This is a genomic window from Flavobacterium melibiosi (assembly GCF_048158545.1).
Lineage (GTDB): Bacteria > Bacteroidota > Bacteroidia > Flavobacteriales > Flavobacteriaceae > Flavobacterium > Flavobacterium melibiosi.
In genome coordinates this window covers 52,948-70,880 of sequence record NZ_JBLNKU010000006.1, presented here as the reverse complement: position 1 = coordinate 70,880, position 17,933 = coordinate 52,948, and the positions used below count along the sequence as shown (strand labels likewise).

Annotated in this window: 15 protein-coding genes; 6 read left to right on the top strand and 9 right to left on the bottom strand. The window is 32.1% G+C overall.

Annotated features, from left to right (window positions below; translation table 11 throughout):
* Positions 1-311 precede the first annotated feature (311 nt).
* The 6 genes from ACM55F_RS08950 (at position 312) to ACM55F_RS08925 (ending at position 7,616) form a co-directional block, all read left to right on the top strand.
* Complete coding sequence (locus ACM55F_RS08950; protein WP_416853456.1) at positions 312-3,062, top strand: PAS domain S-box protein; 2,751 nt, start codon at positions 312-314, stop codon at positions 3,060-3,062.
* Positions 3,063-3,068: 6 nt separating this feature from the next.
* The gene (locus ACM55F_RS08945; RefSeq protein ID WP_416853455.1) at positions 3,069-3,797 is read left to right on the top strand and encodes a sensor histidine kinase; all 729 of its coding nucleotides are present in this window, start codon (positions 3,069-3,071) and stop codon (positions 3,795-3,797) included.
* A 4-nt stretch (positions 3,798-3,801) separates the two neighbouring features.
* The gene (locus ACM55F_RS08940; RefSeq protein ID WP_416853454.1) at positions 3,802-4,212 is read left to right on the top strand and encodes a response regulator; all 411 of its coding nucleotides are present in this window, start codon (positions 3,802-3,804) and stop codon (positions 4,210-4,212) included.
* A 22-nt stretch (positions 4,213-4,234) separates the two neighbouring features.
* Positions 4,235-4,660: a response regulator gene (locus tag ACM55F_RS08935; RefSeq protein ID WP_416853453.1), complete on the top strand. Its 426-nt coding sequence runs from the start codon at positions 4,235-4,237 to the stop codon at positions 4,658-4,660.
* 6 nt (positions 4,661-4,666) lie between these two features.
* Positions 4,667-7,021 carry a hybrid sensor histidine kinase/response regulator gene (locus tag ACM55F_RS08930; RefSeq protein WP_416853452.1) on the top strand — a complete coding sequence of 785 codons (2,355 nt, stop codon included), beginning with the start codon at positions 4,667-4,669 and terminating at the stop codon, positions 7,019-7,021.
* A 235-nt stretch (positions 7,022-7,256) separates the two neighbouring features.
* Complete coding sequence (locus ACM55F_RS08925; protein ID WP_416853451.1) at positions 7,257-7,616, top strand: response regulator transcription factor; 360 nt, start codon at positions 7,257-7,259, stop codon at positions 7,614-7,616.
* A gap of 89 nt (positions 7,617-7,705) precedes the next feature.
* On the opposite strand, the gene ACM55F_RS08920 is transcribed toward ACM55F_RS08925, so the two are convergent.
* From ACM55F_RS08920 to ACM55F_RS08880, 9 genes are all read right to left on the bottom strand, one after another.
* Positions 7,706-8,152 carry an endo-arabinase gene (locus ACM55F_RS08920; protein WP_416853450.1) on the bottom strand — a complete coding sequence of 149 codons (447 nt, stop codon included), beginning with the start codon at positions 8,150-8,152 and terminating at the stop codon, positions 7,706-7,708.
* A 588-nt stretch (positions 8,153-8,740) separates the two neighbouring features.
* Entirely contained in the window at positions 8,741-9,166 is a 426-nt protein-coding gene (locus ACM55F_RS08915) for an ester cyclase (RefSeq protein ID WP_416853449.1), read from the bottom strand.
* Between the two features lie 31 nt (positions 9,167-9,197).
* Entirely contained in the window at positions 9,198-9,803 is a 606-nt protein-coding gene (locus ACM55F_RS08910; protein WP_416853448.1) for an NAD(P)H-dependent oxidoreductase, read from the bottom strand.
* 20 nt (positions 9,804-9,823) lie between these two features.
* A complete protein-coding gene (locus tag ACM55F_RS08905; RefSeq protein WP_416853447.1) occupies positions 9,824-10,798 on the bottom strand; it encodes an alpha/beta hydrolase in 975 nt (324 codons plus the stop codon).
* A 132-nt stretch (positions 10,799-10,930) separates the two neighbouring features.
* Positions 10,931-11,797 carry a helix-turn-helix domain-containing protein gene (locus ACM55F_RS08900; RefSeq protein WP_416853446.1) on the bottom strand — a complete coding sequence of 289 codons (867 nt, stop codon included), beginning with the start codon at positions 11,795-11,797 and terminating at the stop codon, positions 10,931-10,933.
* Positions 11,798-12,010: 213 nt separating this feature from the next.
* Positions 12,011-12,706 carry a DUF6134 family protein gene (locus tag ACM55F_RS08895; protein WP_416853445.1) on the bottom strand — a complete coding sequence of 232 codons (696 nt, stop codon included), beginning with the start codon at positions 12,704-12,706 and terminating at the stop codon, positions 12,011-12,013.
* Positions 12,707-13,431: 725 nt separating this feature from the next.
* On the bottom strand, positions 13,432-13,917 hold the full coding sequence (locus ACM55F_RS08890; RefSeq protein WP_416853444.1) for a hypothetical protein: 486 nt from the start codon (positions 13,915-13,917) through the stop codon (positions 13,432-13,434).
* Positions 13,918-14,148: 231 nt separating this feature from the next.
* Complete coding sequence (gene lpdA, locus ACM55F_RS08885; RefSeq protein ID WP_416853443.1) at positions 14,149-15,537, bottom strand: dihydrolipoyl dehydrogenase; 1,389 nt, start codon at positions 15,535-15,537, stop codon at positions 14,149-14,151.
* A 548-nt stretch (positions 15,538-16,085) separates the two neighbouring features.
* Complete coding sequence (locus tag ACM55F_RS08880; RefSeq protein WP_416853442.1) at positions 16,086-17,840, bottom strand: ABC transporter ATP-binding protein; 1,755 nt, start codon at positions 17,838-17,840, stop codon at positions 16,086-16,088.
* Between the last annotated feature and the right edge of the window lie 93 nt (positions 17,841-17,933).

The following is a 17,933-nucleotide window of genomic DNA, read 5'->3' as shown; positions in this document are numbered from 1 at the left end:
TTTTGGTTTGTTGAAAATAATACCGATAGAAACTTAGTGGTGAACACTATTTTTTTTCGGGATAAAGTTTTAAATATTTTTTGGAGTTATTTAGCAAATAAGGAGTAAGAAAAATAAATGTAATTCTTTGGGATATTAAGTTTAGAAAAAGATTTATAATTCAAAAATAATTTTATTTTTGTAGGGATACCAAATTTGTAAGTTTAGTATAAATATAGTGAGCACAACTATAAAAATTTCGAATGAATATTTTTCGAAGGCTTTAAATTTACAGCTTTTGGAGTCTAAATCGATTTAAAGAAAGCCCCCAAATGAAAATAAATCCGAAACCGGAAAATGAAATAGAAAGACTCAAAGCGCTGGAAGAGTATTTAATTATGGATTCTTTACCGGAAAAAGAATATGATTCGATTACTCAACTGGCATCTTACATTTGTGGAACTCCAATTGCTTTGGTAAGTTTGATTGATGATGAAAGACAGTGGTTTAAATCAAGTATTGGGTTAGATGCAACTGAAACTTCAAGAGACTTGTCTTTTTGCCAATATGCCATTATGGGTGAAGACGTTTATGAAGTCAATAATGCTCTGGAAAATGAGTTGTTTGCTAAAAATCCTTTAGTGACAGGAAATCCTAATATTCGATTTTATGCAGGAGCGCCACTTAAGGATGCAAATGGTTTTAATTTAGGTTCACTATGTGTAATAGACACGGAATCCAGAATACTAAGCATTGAACAGAAAAATGCTTTAAAATTGCTTGCCAATCAAGTCGTTTTATTATTGGATTCCCGAAAAAAAAATGCGGATTTTCTTAATTCTCAGAAAGAATTGCAGAATTTTATTGAACTTTCAAAGGATTTGGTTTGTATTGCGAACGTGGATGGTTTTTTTTATAAAGTTAATCCAGCCTTTACAGATGTATTGGGGTATTCTAAAGAGGAATTAGAAGGTAAGCCATTTATAGATTTTATTCATCCGGATGATTTAGAAAAAACATTTAAGGAAGTTGAAAAATTATCAAATGGACATAAGACTATCAGTTTTGAAAATCGTTACCGTTGTAAAAATGGAAATTATATTTTATTGAGTTGGAATACATCTCCAGATCCTGTTACAGGCTATTTATATTGTATTGCCCGTGACATTACTCTAGAAAAACAACAACAGGAGGAACTTGTAAATATTGCAACTGATTTAACATCCATTCTAAATGCTACAGAATTTGCAATAATATCTTCAGATTTAGACGGAACAATTAAACAATTCAATAGAGGTGCCGAAAAATTACTTGGATATAAATCAGAAGAAGTTATTGGAAAGATAACTCCATCGATTTTTCATGTATGGGATGAAGTTGTTAAACATACGGAGGATTTAATAAAAGAATTTGGAGAAAATCTAGTTCCTGGATATGATACGTTTGTTTTAAAGGCAAGAGAGCTGGGGATTGCCGATTCTAATGAATGGACTTATGTGAGAAAAGATGGAAGTTTAATCCCAATAGTTTTATCAATTACTGCGATTAAAAATAATTTAGGAGAATTAACGGGGTATTTAGGAATATCCAAGGATATTACAAATGAAAAAGAAGCAGAGCTAAATTTAATTAGCAGTAATAAATTATTAGATGAATCTCAAAGTATTGCGAAAATTGGAAGCTGGAAATTTGATTTAATGACCAATGATCTTATTTGGTCTAAAGGACATTATCAAATTTTTGATTTAGAGGAATTGCCTTCGGATGAACTATTTTTAGCGTACCGAGGCAAAATTCATCCCGATGATTTATCGAATCTTGACAAAGTAATTGAAAACACATTAATTACAGGGGGCGACTTACTCTATAATCATAGAATTTTATTTTCTGATGGAACTTTAAAGTATGTTGTAGGAATAGGGAAACCTTATAAAAATGAAAAAGGGGAGGTTGTTGGAATTCAAGGAACCGTTCAGGATATTACTGACAAAACATTAGCTGAACAAAAAATAGAAGAAAAAGCAAAAGAAATAAACGATATTAAATCGGCATTGGACGAATCAGCAATCGTAGCCATTACGGATCAGAAAGGCATTTTCTCTTATGTTAATGAAAATTTTTGTGCGGTTTCTAAATACTCTAAAGAAGAACTAATAGGACATGATCAACAAATTATTAGTACGGGCTATCATTCAATAGAATTTAGAAGAGATGTATTTGTGACCATTGCTAATGGAAATATTTGGAAAGGAGAAGTAATGAATAAAGCAAAAGACGGCTCTTATTATTGGGAAAGCGCCACAATAGTCCCTTTTTTAAATGAAAAAGGAAAACCGTATCAATATGTAGCCATCAGTACTGATATTACCCAAGAAAAATTAGCAAAGGAAAATTTAAATAATGCCCTAAAAGATCTTGAAAAAAAGAATGCAGAACTAGATCAGTTTGCTTATGTGGTGTCTCATGACCTCAAAGCGCCATTGAGAGCCATAAATAATCTTGCAGAATGGATTGTTGAAGATATGCCTGAAATGCCGGATGAAGTTAGGTCAAATTTTGGATTATTGCGAGGGAGAATATTGCGAATGGAAAATCTGATTAATGGCGTTTTGGAATATTCCCGCATTGGACGGACAAAAATTGAGAAAGAAACAACTGATTTGAAAAAGATGCTGAATCAGATTGTTGATTTTGTTGTTCCTGTTGAAGGATTTGAAATTTCAATTGCTGATAATATGCCTATTATTGAAACTGAAAAAATACTTTTGCAACAGGTTTTTAGTAATCTGATCAGCAATTCAGTGAAGTATAATGATAAACCTATTGGAGAAATAGAATGTTTATACGAATCATTGGATGATTTTCATCAGTTTACCGTAAAAGATAATGGTCCCGGTATCGCTGAAGAATACCGCAAAAAGGTATTTGAAGTTTTCCAAACCATTGAAGCACGTGATAAAAAAGAAAGTACGGGTATTGGTTTGTCTATTGTTAAAAAGATAATTGAAGAGAAAGCCGGTCGGATCTATATTGAATCTGAAAATGATAATGGAACAAGTTTTATTTTTACCCTTCCTAAATAAATAGATATGACAGAGTCAGAAAAAAAATGTCAGGAGGAATTAGTTGCTCTCAAAAATGAATTTGAGGAGTTTGTTTACATTGTATCGCATGATATAAAAACACCAATGCGAGCCATTTCAAACATAACCACTTGGATTGAAGATGATTTAGGGAGTAATGCAGACAAAGAGATTCTAGACAATTTTAGGTTATTAAAAAATAGAGTGGAACGTCTAGAAAATATGATGAATGCATTGCTTGAACTTTCACGTGTCAACAGAAGTGAGATGGAGCTTTATGAAGTGAATATTCCAAAACTAGTTATGGATTCCATTGAAATGATAGAGGATAAGTCAAATGTTGAATTTCATTTTACCTATCATCTAAAAAATGAAAAGGCTGTTACGTTGGGTAAAAAAATGCAAAAAGTACTATTCAGTTTACTGGATAATGCGGTTCGATTTCATGATAAAGAGAAAAAGAATGTATTTGTTGAAGTAAGTGAAAATGAAACGGATTATGAAATAAAAGTAAGCGATGATGGCCCAGGAATACCGGAAGGAGTAAGAGATAAAATTTTTTCCATTTTCTATACGGTAAATTCAAAAGATATTGTAGATTCGACCGGTGCAGGATTAGCAATAAGCAGTAAAATAATCAAAATGGTAGGAGGAGCATTTCAATACGCTCCAGGGTTAAATAGCGGTTCAATTTTTAAATTTAATTGGCCTAAACAAATAAGAATAAAAAATTAAAATTATGACACAAAGATTGGTAAACATTTTATTAGTTGAGGACGATGAGGTTGATGTGATGAATGTTAAAAGAGCATTCTCTAAAAATAATATTAAAAACCCACTTTTTGTGGCAGGAAATGGGGTTGAAGCTTTAGAAATGCTTAATGATAAGATTATCCCTTTACCCAAAATTATTATTTTGGATATTAATATGCCTAAAATGAACGGAATAGAATTCTTGAAGGCTTTAAGGGAAAATGAAAGGCTTAAAAATATTTCTGTCTTTGTCATGACTACTTCAAATGAAGACAGTGACAAAATTAAAGCCTATAATTTGAATGTAGCCGGATATATTTTAAAACCATTGTCTTTTGAAAAATTTGTTTCATCAGTTTCCACGCTTAATAATTTTTGGCAATTATGTGAATTGTAAATTTTTTTCTTAAATTTACTTTATGACGAATTCAAATATCTTATTAGTAGACAATTGTAGCGCTGACGTTGAAAGTGTGAAAAAAGCATTTTCTGAAATTGGTATTAAATCTACGTTACATTTGGCTCAAAATGATGCTGAAGCTTGGCTAATGTTGCAGGGAGAAAATAAGATATCACCCATTCCAAAAATTGTATTAATAGATATTAATGAGGAAAGTGTAAACGGAATACATTTATTAAATAAGATACGAGTTCATCCGGATTTAAAATCAATTTTAGTGTTTGTAATCACAAGAACTGATAATGATAAAAATAAAGCAGCAGCATTAAATTTAAATATTGCCGGATATATGCACAAACCAGATGAAAGCGAAAAAATAACAGATTTTTTTTCAATACTTAATGACTATTGGAACATCATTGAATTTTCAAGTGAAAAAAAATAAAATAATATGGCTGTTGCTCTAAAAATACTGATAATCGATGATGATAGAGTTGATTCGATTACCATAATTCGTTCCATATCCCACTCCGGAATTATTGCGGATGTCGAAAGTGCTTTTTCTGCCAAAGAAGGAATCGAAAAGATAAAATCATTTTATTATGACTTGATTTTTTTAGACTACATGATGCCCGATAGTGATGGAATTTCCTTTTTAAAAAAATTAAGAGATTTAGGGTTTGAAACTCCGGTTATTTTTGTCACTTCACAAGGAGATGAGAAAATTGCCAGTCAGGCTATTTTAGGTGGCGCGTCGGATTATATTCCCAAAACTTTATTGACTCCAGACGGTGTTTCCCAAAGCATCAGAAATGCCATTAAACTCCATCAGAGCCTTGAACTGCGCAAGAAAACCGAATTAGAATTAAAAATTAATGCCAACAGACTTTATGAAGCTCAAAAATTGGCCAAGATTGGGAGCTGGGAAATAAATCTAAATGATGGCGGAGTTTTTTTCTCGGAAGAAGTTTTTAATATTTTTGAAATTGATAAAAATAGTATTCCCTCTATAGCGCTCATTAAATCATGTTTAATTAATTCAGATGATATTGAACTTTTTGAAAGTAACCTAGATTATGTCAAAAATAGTAATTCAGAAGTACAGTTTAGCCATAGTTTATTGTGTGAAAATGGAACGATTAAGTACATCAATGAGTTTATAAAATGTTTGAACGATGAACATAATATACCATTCAAAATTTTAGGTACTATTCAAGATATTAGCGATCAAAAACGTATTGAAAAGGAATTAATAAATGCTAAAGATATAGCGGAACAATCCGTTAGGGTAAAAGAACAGTTTCTAACTAATATGAGTCATGAAATCAGGACTCCAATGAATGGAATAATAGGATTCGCAAGAATTCTGGAAGGTACAAATTTAGACAGCGATCAGAAGCAAAGTGTAGAAGCCATAAAAAGAGCCAGTAAAAACTTATTGGTTATTATTAATGATATCCTAGACTTTTCTAAAATAGACGCCGATAAAATGACATTTGAAGATGTGAACTTCTCTTTGTCGAAAAATATAAATTCAGTAATTGAGCTGCTTTCTCCAATTTCAAAAGAGAAAAAAATAAAATTATTGTATGAAATTGATCCTCAAATAAGTGATTTCTTGATTGGAGACCCAACACGGTTATCGCAAATATTGATTAATCTGGTTGGAAATGCTTTGAAATTTACGGAGAAAGGATACGTTGAGCTGACCGTTTCACAAGAAAAAGAATCTGAATTTGATACTTCTCTCCGATTTACGGTGATTGATACTGGCATTGGTATTCCAAAAGATAAGATTGATTCTATTTTCGAAAGTTTTAATCAGGCATCAAATGAAACAACAAGAAAATTCGGTGGGACTGGTTTAGGACTCACCATTACCCGTAAACTTATTGAATTGCAAGGCGGAACAGTAACTGTGGAAAGTGAGGTTTCAAAAGGGAGTGCGTTTTCCTTTTTAATACAATATAAAAAAGTCCAAAAAGGGATTGTCGAACCTATAAAAGTTAAAAAAGAAGAATTATCATCTAATTTCTTAAAAGGCATAAAAATACTTTTAGTTGAAGACAATGAACTGAACCAACTTTTAGCAATCAAAGTATTTGCAAGATGGGAAAAAGAAATTGATATTGCCGATAACGGAAAAATTGCCATCAAAAAAATAAAGAAGAATGATTACGATATTATTCTGATGGATATTCAAATGCCGGAAATGGATGGAAATGAAGTTGCAAAATACATACGAACCAATATGGGATCTAAATCAAATATCCCGATAATAGCATTAACTGCGCATGCTACATTAGTTGAAGAAAAAAGAAGTTTAGAAAGTGGTATGAATGATTATCTCTCTAAACCTTTCGATTTTAATGTATTGCTTGAAAAATTACACCACAATTTAATGAATGTAGATAAAATTAAATCTTTTGATTTATCAGAAGAAGAAGTAATAACAGAAAAATTAATAGATTTTAAATATTTAAATGAATTTGCCGACGGAGATACCTCCTTTATTGAAAAAATGGTGTCCTTGTTTTTACATAATGCTCCACCAGCTTTGGAAGCCATAAATGAGGCAAACGAGATTGATAATATAGTAGTTTTAAAAGCTGAAGTGCATAAATTAAAATCTTCCATCAGTTTGTTAGGTATTACAAAAGCTTCAAAATGTATTGAAATTATTGAAAACGAAATTGAAATAAATCCTTTGGGAAAAAAGCGCAAAGAAGAAGTTGAACTTTTTTATGAAATCTGTCAGCTTGTTTTCAACGAATTAGTAACAAGTCATGGTTTTTCTAAAATGTAGCAATATGTAAAAACCAAATCGGTTAAAAAAACGTAAATTATATTATAAATAGGAATAGTTTTTATATAATATGATTTTTGTTTTACAAAGTAATTTCACAACAAATCCCTAATATATTGATACTATAAACCATCTAAAAAGTTTATTTTTGAGGAAAGCTTATGTGTTTTTAAGAACGATGAAACACAATGTTTTCAAAGATTTAATTTTCATACCAATAATTAATGATAATAGAATGAAAATACTAATAGCCGAAGATGATGAGATGATGTTAAAAACGATGGAGTTTAAGCTTATTCGTGAAGGATATGAAGTTATTTCTTGTCCAGATGGTAATGTTGCATTAGACAAAATAGTTTCTGAGAATCCAGATTTAATACTTTCTGATATAGAAATGCCTTTTTTTTCAGGATTAGATATTGTTAATAAAGTAAAAGTGGAGTTGAAACTCAATATCCCAATAATTATATTATCCTCTTTAGGTTTAGAAAAAACCGTCTTAAAGGCTTTTGAATTAGGTGCTGATGATTTTATTACAAAACCCTTTAGTCCCAATGAGTTGATCGTTAGAATCAAGCGCCTTTTGTTAAAATAATAATTTTTAGTCGTTTCTTGTTTTGTGAATGGGGAAAGATTTTAAAAGTAATTAGACTATGGTTCATTATATGATTGACATTATTTGTTTTATTTAGGTTTGTAAATATGTATGGACTGTCCCACTAATTTCCATTGCCCTTCTATTTTTTCTAATAGCCTGATTTCATAAGAGAATGTTTTTTTGCCATCTTTTGCAGTTGATTCTTCGTTATGGCTTACCCAAGCATTATTGTCTTGGATACTCATTTTGTAGTTGGTATTCACCGAAAAACCTCCGTTGCCCATTGCATTGGAATTTGTATTGATCATCGCAGTTGGAGGCACATCTATTGTGACACCTTCTGGGGTCGAAACCAAAATTCTGCTGTACGGCTGAATGTACCAACACTCCGTATGGCCTTTACTATCAGCAGCTCTCCATGTGGCCGATTCTTTTTCAAGTAGTCGTTTTATGGATTCGGATTCATCAATTTTTTGACTGTAACCTAAAATACTGATACTTATAATTAAGAAAAATGATAATTTCCATTTCATAGTAATGCTGTTTGTATAATTCTATTAAAAAATATTCTAGACGAATGACAGTATTCTTCCCTGATTTATAATTCACTTGGGCTAAAAAACTCAAATAGAGCCTTTAAGATTTAATTTAAAGTAAATATATGCGATTTAATGGATATAAAAATACTTAAAAAAAAAATAAACCTTCCTTTAAAGTTCTGAAACTTCGGTATAAAAGAGGTTTTTTTTTCTGTTCATCTCAAATTTTGAAAGAAATTGTGCAACAGCTAGCCCAGTTGTTTACAGGCTTATTCATTTACGGTTTTGCTATTATTGTATTTTGGTCAAGCGTTAATAACCATTTCTCTTCTTAAGCATACAGAAATTCAATGAGTATCAAAGTTTTTTAAAGGTTTTTTAATACAAAAAAGTTAACAGGAGGAAAATAGGTTATTAGACAGTTTGACGTCCCTCGGCTTCGTGGGCTTTGGGACCGAATTAAGACTTATTTTTCAGTTAAACACAAATTTTCAAATACAAGACCAACTTTAAATCAAGCCTAAAACTCAAACCTTGTCAAACCGATGTTGTTACCTGCCGTTTTTTTTGTCGGAATGCTTTTTAAAGTGTTGGTACGGCTCCAATTTGTTGTAACAATGCAAGAAAATCAGGTTGTCCGTGTTCTTCAATAATTTGTCCGTCCGACAAACAATAGAAATTCATTGCTTGAACAACAATAGATTTTCCAGTCGGTGGAGCACCAAAGAAACTACCTTGATGTGTACCTCTCATAATAAAACGGGCAGCAACCTTGTCGCTTTCAGCAACTATGTCTTCAAGTGCCCATTGAATGTCGGGAAATCCGCTACGCATCATATTAATAATTGTAAGATAACCAACAGGACCCCTCATAGGTTCAGGTTGTCCCGGAACGTAAAATATTGCGTTTTGGCAGATAAGTTCTTCTGCAAGTTTTTCATCGGCAGTATTAATGAACTCTACAAAACGGTTCATAACAATTTTGTTCGCTTCTTCTATTTTTTTCATTTCTAATGTTATTTAAATATTGAATTATCTTTTAAAAGTTTAAAACATTTTCCAAATGTTTTGGATAATTTTCCAAATCTTCGACTATTTTTTCGTTTTTGAAAATGTCGAAGCAATTGTAGTCAGGTAAAATGTCATAACCGCAAAAACGATAATTGCTTGAAATATGTAAAAATAAATCTGCTGTTGTTTTTCCTTGAAATAATTTATAGTCAGGATTGCCAAATGCTTCTGCTGGTGCGTTCCAAGTGGCAGAAATCATAAACTTTTTATCTTGCAGTTTTCCACCTGAACCGTATTGTTTCGTCGCATCTTCTCTTGTTCTACCATCGCCTGAAAGAAACTTTTGGCTATTAAGTCCACTATTAAATACTTCATCTACATATTTTTTGTAAATCCATGGTGCACCAAACCAATTTACTGGTGTTTGAAGAATCACAATGTCTACCTGTAAATGTTTTTCTACTTCTTCGTCTGCATTGTAACCGTCTTCAATTTTTGTTTCTAAAACTTCAAATCCTTTTGCTTCAAAAAAATCTTTTGCTTTTTGAATAAATGAACTATTTAAAGTTCCTTCTGTCCAATTTGGATACGTTAAATGTGTATTGATTAGCAATACTTTTTTTGATTTTTCCATTTTTAAAATGTTGCTAATTCTTATAAATTTTTTTCAAAAAAGGCAGTCATATTTTCTGCAACTTGCTTTACGTATTTTGGAATGTCATATAAATCCATATGAGTTGCACCGTCTATAATCACTAATTCTTTTGGACTTGTTATCTTTTTATATACTTCTTCTCCTTGCCAACGAGAACCTGCTTTGTTACCAACAATTATTAGGGTTGGTTGGGTTAGAAAAGTTTCGATGTTTGCAAATGCTTCAAATGCCATCATTTTATCTAAACTTGTAAACAACAAAAGATTAGTAGAATTAGGATGTTGTGCTCTAGGTGTTCTGTAATAATCGTATGCTTCAACCAAATCATTTGGCGTATTTGCATCTGGTTTTTCAGGTACATAATTTACATACATTGGTTCTGCTCCGTTTGCCTCTGCGGTACGTTGTTGTGCAACTACTTCTAGTGTTTTTAACGACTCCAAAACAGGTGTTTTTCCGTCCCAACCTTTTTTGTTTCCTGTACTTACAGGACTAGCTATTGCAACTGCTTTTATACGATGTTCTGTTTGTGCTGCATTTATAGAATAACCGCCACCTGCACAAATGCCTATTAATCCAATTTTTTCAGTATCTACAAATTTCAGTGTAGTTACATAATCAACTGCGCTTCTAATATCTTCAACTCTTTCGGTTGGGTCTTCCAAAAATCTTGGCAAGCCTTCACTTTCGCCTTGGTGCGATGCGTCAAATGCTAATGCAACATAACCTTGTTCTGCCATTTTTTGAGCATACAATCCTGAAGTTTGTTCTTTAACGCCACCGCCTGGATGAACCGTAATGATTACGGGATGTTTTTTGTTTTCATTAAAATCTTTGGGCAAGTATAGATTTCCTGCCATTTTTAGATTGTTGTTGTTGAATGTAACCTTTGAAAAGGTTGATGTTTGTGCTGTTAATTTTGTGCCGAATGATAACATCGTTAGTAATGTTATAAGAATAATTTTTGTTTTCATTGTTTTATATTTGAAAATGATAGGACAAAAGTAGAACCTTGAAGAACAGCCAAAGGAAACAGACTACTACAAAAAAAGAAACAAATTACTGATTATAAAAAAAAACGCCTTGTTAAAGGCGTTTTCATTGTGTTAATTTTTGTCGATTGCTTGCAATCGGTATTCTTTTGGGGTGAGATTTACCTGTTTTTTGAAGAATTTTGAAAAGTAATTCGGATACTCAAAACCTAATTCGTAAGCTACTTCTGTGGTGTTTAGTTTTTTGTTTTCTACTAATAATTCTTTTGCTCTTTTAATTACAAAATCGTGAATATTTTCGAGTGCAGTTTTTTGGGTAAAATGTTTTACGATGTCACCCAAATAATTGGCTGTTAAACCCAATTTATCGGCAAAATACTGAACGTTTGGAAGTTGCGAAACAGGTTGGTTGTAATAGTCGATAATGCTTTGTTGAAAATCGGTAACTATATGATTGTATTGTTTTGGGTCGGTTGAAAATTGTCTTTTGTAAAACGCTTCCACCAACGAAATCAAAACATTTATGTATGATAACAATACATTAAAATTTCGTTTTTCACTTTCGTAATACTTCATCATCAATTGAAAAACCGCACTAATTTCTTGAACTTCTTCTTCTGTCAAATATAATGCTTCGTGTTGTCCGTAGTCAAGATAAGTTTTGAATAAATAACGATGTTCTTCGATGATTTTCTTTGAAAGTTGTAAATACATTCCTTGATAAGTTGGTTCAACATCCCAACCTGTCGGAACTATCAAATTCGGACTATTGAAAAACACCGCTGTAATCGGTTCTTTGTTGAGTGTTGTTTTGTCTACAACATTAATTTTTATAGAAATTCTGTAAAAGTCAACCGTTATAGTTTCAGATTTAGACAACATATTTGGCGGGTCATAATAACCAACGTCAATATCATTGTCCAATGGTTTGTCCAATCCAAGATATTCGTTATAAGATTTAAAGTCTGTGAAATTTTTCATTTTGTTGTCTGTTTCTGTTTTTGCAGGGTTGTCTGGTAAAATGGTAGGTGACTTGCATATACCAGCTACAAAAATGGCTCCAATCTACCCAAATTAGGTTGGCTTTGTGCCATAAATGGCTTTTTATTGTTTTGTAAATTTATAAAAAAACATTACAAATCATCAAGTGGGCTTTTAATTTGTCGAATGTTTTTTGTTTGCATGAGAAATTTTTTAAGGTTCATAAATTATTTCAATCGAATAAAATGAATTGCTAATCTTTATTTTGGTACAGATACCCTTTTCATAATAGAAGCTATTGCTGTTACCATCCGGAAGCTTAATTTTATATCCTCCATCATGCATTTTCGTTATTTTGATAAAGCATTGTTGTTTGTCACAATACACTGATTTTGTAACTGTAGGCTCTAGAAAATACAGGCTTAACAGGTTTGTGCCAATAAAAGGGAAGCTTAGTTTCTCCTTTTCACCATTTTCCATTACTTCGTATTTATCCATTACAAAGCTTGTTTGTTTATCCAGTTTTGTCATGCCGTTGGTTTTTCGGAATTGAGAAGAATAAATGAGTTTTCCATTTTCAAAAGTTGCGGATTCTTTTACCGATATGTTAATCAAAAAAATAAGATGGGTTTTTATTTCAGAAATCAATAGTAGATTTGATTTATTGCCGACTATTTTTTTTTCAAGTTGCAACCTGCCAATAGTATTTCCGCTCCGTACTATTTTATAATTCAATTGAAGATTTTGGGCTTTTGATACTATTGGACCAAGGAATAGAATAATGAATAGAAACGCAGAAAAATTCCTATGGATATTCGCTTTCAAAAACTTACTTATTTGTAAAATTTTCTTTACCCAATTTTGGTTATGGTATTTTATTAATAAAATAGAAATTAGAAACGGTATCATGATTGCTATTTTAAGTTGAGGAATGATGTCTTACTTTTTAGCAAGTGTTAAGGGAGTAACAATCGTTACAATTTCATTCACTACAGGTGCTTTTGAGCCTACAGCAATTCATATTCCCAATGTATCTAATAATTGGGATGATGATCATATTTTATTGGGGCGAATTCAAATTTTATAATTCAGTAACCTTGTTATCAGGGACGGCCATTAATACATTTTTGAAACTGTTTGAGCAGAAATAGTTAAATTATTAGTATTCTTTAATTGGATTTAATCCATTCAATTCCGCTCTGTTTTCAAGCGGATATAAGGACTGCCAGTCTTGCTAATCGACCTATTTTTGAATAAGAAAGGACAAAGTAACTAGACTACTAATTTACAAAAAATAAGTTTAAAAATCTGAAATAGAATTTTTTTAAATGTTTAAAATATTGTTTATTAGCGTTTTATGTTTTTTAAAGTAAATAGTCTACTACCAAAAAGTTGCATTCACCAAAAATCCGTTTTACCTTATTTTATTAGAATAAGACAAAACGGATTTAGGATTTTAATTCATACGAACTGAATGCACTCAAAAAATAGCGGACTGATGTTGTTATTTATCAGAATTGAAGCCGAGAATTAAAGTTGGAATCGTATTTATTAAGCATTCAAATAGTTGTTTAAAGTTAGAAATGTCATTTTTTTTAAACTGTTATTTACTTATTTTTTAGTTCAGCAGATTTCTAGTTTTTACAAAATGTTGGGAAGTCTTTTTCACCGATGCCATAAATAACATCTTTTTGAATCGTACCGGAGGATTTGTCAATAATTTCCCAATGATCTATTGTTTCAATAAAATTTAATGGGCAATTAAAAGAGATATCGAATTTTAAATTAGCTAAAGTATCGATATAACCATTATTATCTGTTATTGACCAATTCCCTTTATAAGTATTAATTCCGTCTGAGACAGTTAATAGGTTATTTTCCTCAAAACTAAAATTAACCACTTTGAAATCAATTGTTTCATTGGGACTGGAGTCGCAATAAAGATCTATTTTCAAAGTTCCGTCAGTAACAATAATAGTAACACTATTTTGGTTATCTATTGGAGTTACACCATTTGGGAGATAGCCGGTTTTTAAATTATGCATGCTTGGAGCGTAAGCAGAATTTATTTTAATTATTATCAATACCGGCTTTAAACTGAATTGTCTTAGTGTTTTCATAGCAAATAAATTAAATTATTAAATTTTAACATATTTCCATATAAATATCGTACAATACAATCAAAATTACGAATTAATATTAATTAATTTGTTAAAATATTAAAATATTTTTACTATAAATATCATTATTTTCATTTGCTTTAAAAGCATAAAAAAACCGATTTGCTTTCACAAATCGGATTTTATATAATAGTGTAAAGCGCATTACAATGCGTCTCTACTCGTGTTTATTTACAAATGGATTACTTCTCCATAAGCATCGGCAACAGCTTCCATCACAGCTTCACTCATTGTTGGGTGAGGGTGAATTGATTTTAAGATTTCGTGTCCTGTAGTTTCCAGTTTACGAGCCACAACTGCCTCAGCAATCATATCTGTAACTCCGGCTCCAATCATGTGACAACCCAACCATTCGCCATACTTGGCATCAAAAATTACTTTTACAAAACCATCCGGTGTTCCGGCAGCTTTCGCTTTTCCTGAAGCTGAGAATGGGAATTTACCAATTTTCAATTCGTATCCTTTTTCTTTAGCTTGTTTTTCGGTTAAACCTACTGAAGCAATTTCAGGAGTTGCGTAGGTACAACCCGGTACGTTTCCGTAATCGATAGGCTCTACGTGAAGTCCTGCGATTTTCTCTACACAATTGATTCCTTCAGCAGAAGCTACGTGCGCTAATGCTTGTCCTGGTGTAACATCACCAATAGCGTAATAACCAGGAATGTTCGTTTGGTTGTAAGCATTTACCAAAATTTTATCTCTGTCAGTAGCGATACCAACTTCTTCTAATCCTATGTTTTCAATGTTAGTTTTGATTCCAACAGCTGAAAGTAAAATCTCAGCTTCCAGAACTTCTTCTCCTTTTGCTGTTTTTACAAATGCTTTAACACCTGCTCCGGTAGTATCAATTCGTTCAACAGATGAACTGGTCATGATTTTGATTCCTGCTTTTTTCAAAGAACGCTCCATTTGTTTTGAAATGTCTTCGTCTTCTACAGGAACTACATTTGGCATGAATTCTACAATGGTAACATCAGTTCCCATAGAATTATAGAAATGTGCAAATTCTACTCCAATCGCTCCAGAACCTACAATAATCATTGATTTAGGTTGTGTAGGCAAAGTCATTGCTTGTCTGTAACCAATTACTTTTACACCATCTTGAGGCAAGTTTGGCAATTCACGAGAACGTGCTCCAGTTGCAACAATGATATGATCCGCACTGTATTCCGTAACTTTATTGTCTTTGTCAGTAACATCAACTTTCTTTCCTGGTTTTAATTTTCCAAAACCATCAATAACGTCGATTTTATTTTTTTTCATCAAGAATTGAACACCTTTGCTCATTCCGTCAGCAACACTACGACTGCGTTGTACAACAGCAGGGAAGTCTTTGTCAAATGATGAAACAGTCAATCCATAATCAGAAGCGTGTTTTAGATAATCAAAAACTTGAGCTGATTTTAGTAACGCTTTTGTAGGGATACAACCCCAGTTCAAACATACTCCGCCTAAGTTTTCTTTTTCAATCACGGCTACTTTAAAGCCTAATTGTGATGCTCTAATGGCTGTAACATAACCGCCTGGGCCACTTCCTAAAACTATAATATCGTATTTCATTTTTTTTCTTTTTATTTAATTTTTGTAAAATGAATTCGTAAAAACTCATTTCATTTTTTTTATATTTTTTTTTTTAGTTATAAAAATGAAATTTGCAAAAAGCTCATTTCATTTTATGTATGTTTTTACTAAATTAATTGATTGGGCGAATTTAAGGATTTATTCTGTTTTGAGAAAGTTTCAAAGTAATAAAGTGGTAAACTAACAAATTTTCAAAAAAACACCGTTATTTTAAAAAGGCTTGCAGTATTGTCAATACAAATCATTGCATTTACTAAGCGATGAATCTAATGAAGTTTAATTAGGGTTCTCCTGATTTTTTTAAACAGTAAAAAATATAATTTAAACCAAGAATGTAAGTTCATTTAAGCTAATCTATTAAAATCAAAACTTAAATGAACTTACACTTCTTATAAGGTTAAGAAAACCAATTACTTTTTTCAAGTATTCTGTTTACAATTTCCAAAAAAGAAGCGGAACCAAATTTAAAACTTAGCGCCTTTGCGTCTTAGTGGCAAATAAACTTTACAGTCGTTAAAGTAAAAAAACTAATTCGCCACCGAAAACTGGGAATCATACAAGTTCTTGTAATACCCACTTTCACGGTTGATTAATTCCGGATGCGTTCCTTGTTCTACAATCAGTCCTTTATCCATCACGACAATTTTATCAGCATTGACAATCGTTGCCAAGCGATGCGCAATCACAATGGATGTTCTGCCTTTAGTAATTGTTTCCGTAGCACGCTGAATCAATTCTTCAGAATAGGTGTCAATCGAAGAAGTGGCTTCATCCAAAATTAAAATACTTGGATTACTCACATATGCTCTCAAGAAAGCAATCAATTGACGCTGACCGGAAGAGAGCATAACCCCGCGTTCTTTTACATCAAAATCATAATTATCCGGTAAACTCATGATGAATTCATGGACGCCAATTTTTTTGGCTGCAGCCAAAACCTGTTCCCGACTAATTTCAGGATTATTCAAGGTGATATTGTTAAAAATAGTATCGGCAAAAAGGAAAACATCCTGCAATACAACCGCAATTTGTTTTCGTAAGGAACCCAATGTATAATTCTCAATATTGTGATTGTCTATGTAAATAGAACCGCTGTTGATTTCGTAAAAACGATTCAGCAAGTTAATAATCGTAGATTTTCCGGCACCTGTAGAACCTACAATAGCAATGGTTTGACCCGCATTAACCTCTAAATTGATTCCTTTTATCACTTCTTCATCCGGAATATACCCAAAACGGACGTTTTTAAACTGGATGTCTCCCTTAAAGATTGGTGCTTCGATAATTCCGGTATCCTGAATTTGATCTTCGGTATCCAAAATGTCAAAAACACGGTTTGCAGCAATCATTCCCAGTTGCATCTCGTTGAATTTATCCGCAATTTGACGCAATGGATTGAATAACATTCCAATAAACATCGTATACGAAAATAAATCTCCAAAAGTGGTAAAGTTATCTCCGTTTAATATTTTGATTCCGCCATACAATACAATGAAACCAAGGGTTAAAGACGAAATAATGTCGGCAATAGGGAAGAAGATGGAGTTATAAAGAATGGTTTTTATCCAGGCTTTTTTGTGTTTGTCATTGATGCTTTTGAATTTTTCATACTCAATATCTTCACGATTAAAAAGTTGGACAATCTTCATTCCCGTTACGCGTTCCTGCACAAAGGAATTCATATTGGCAATTTGGGTACGCACTTCCTCAAAAGCCACTTGCATTTTTTTCTGGAAAATTCGAGTGAAATAAACTAAAATTGGCATCGCCACAATCACAATCCAAGTCAGTTTCCAGTTCATGTAGAACATAAAAATTAATACGACAACCATTTTCATCAAGTCACTGATAATCATGAACAATCCCTGACTAAAAATTCGAGCAATGGATTCAATATCTGAAACCGAACGTGTCACAAGTTGTCCCACGGGAACGTGATCAAAATATTTCATTCGGAAACTTAAAATGTGGCGAAATAATTTTGTTCGAATGTCTTTTACAATGTCTTGACCGAGCCAGTTCGCCCAATACACAAAGTAAAATTGAGAAAATACTTCCAGTAAAAGTACAATTCCCATCAGGATTACATACATCAATAATCCCTGTTGGTCTTGGGTTGCAATGTAACCATCCACGGTTTGTTTCAATAAATACGGACGTAATGCCGCAAAAACCGATAGTGAAACGGCGAAAATGATCACCCCATTAAAACGCCATTGATAGGGTTTAGTGAATTTTAATATTCGTTTGAATAATCGGGTATCAAATGCTTTTGCTTTCATATTTTTTGGAGCTGTTCCTGCTATTCGTTGCTATTTTTCACTTCAAATGTTTACATTCACTGAACTCCTATAAAAATAAAAGTTTAGTGAAGT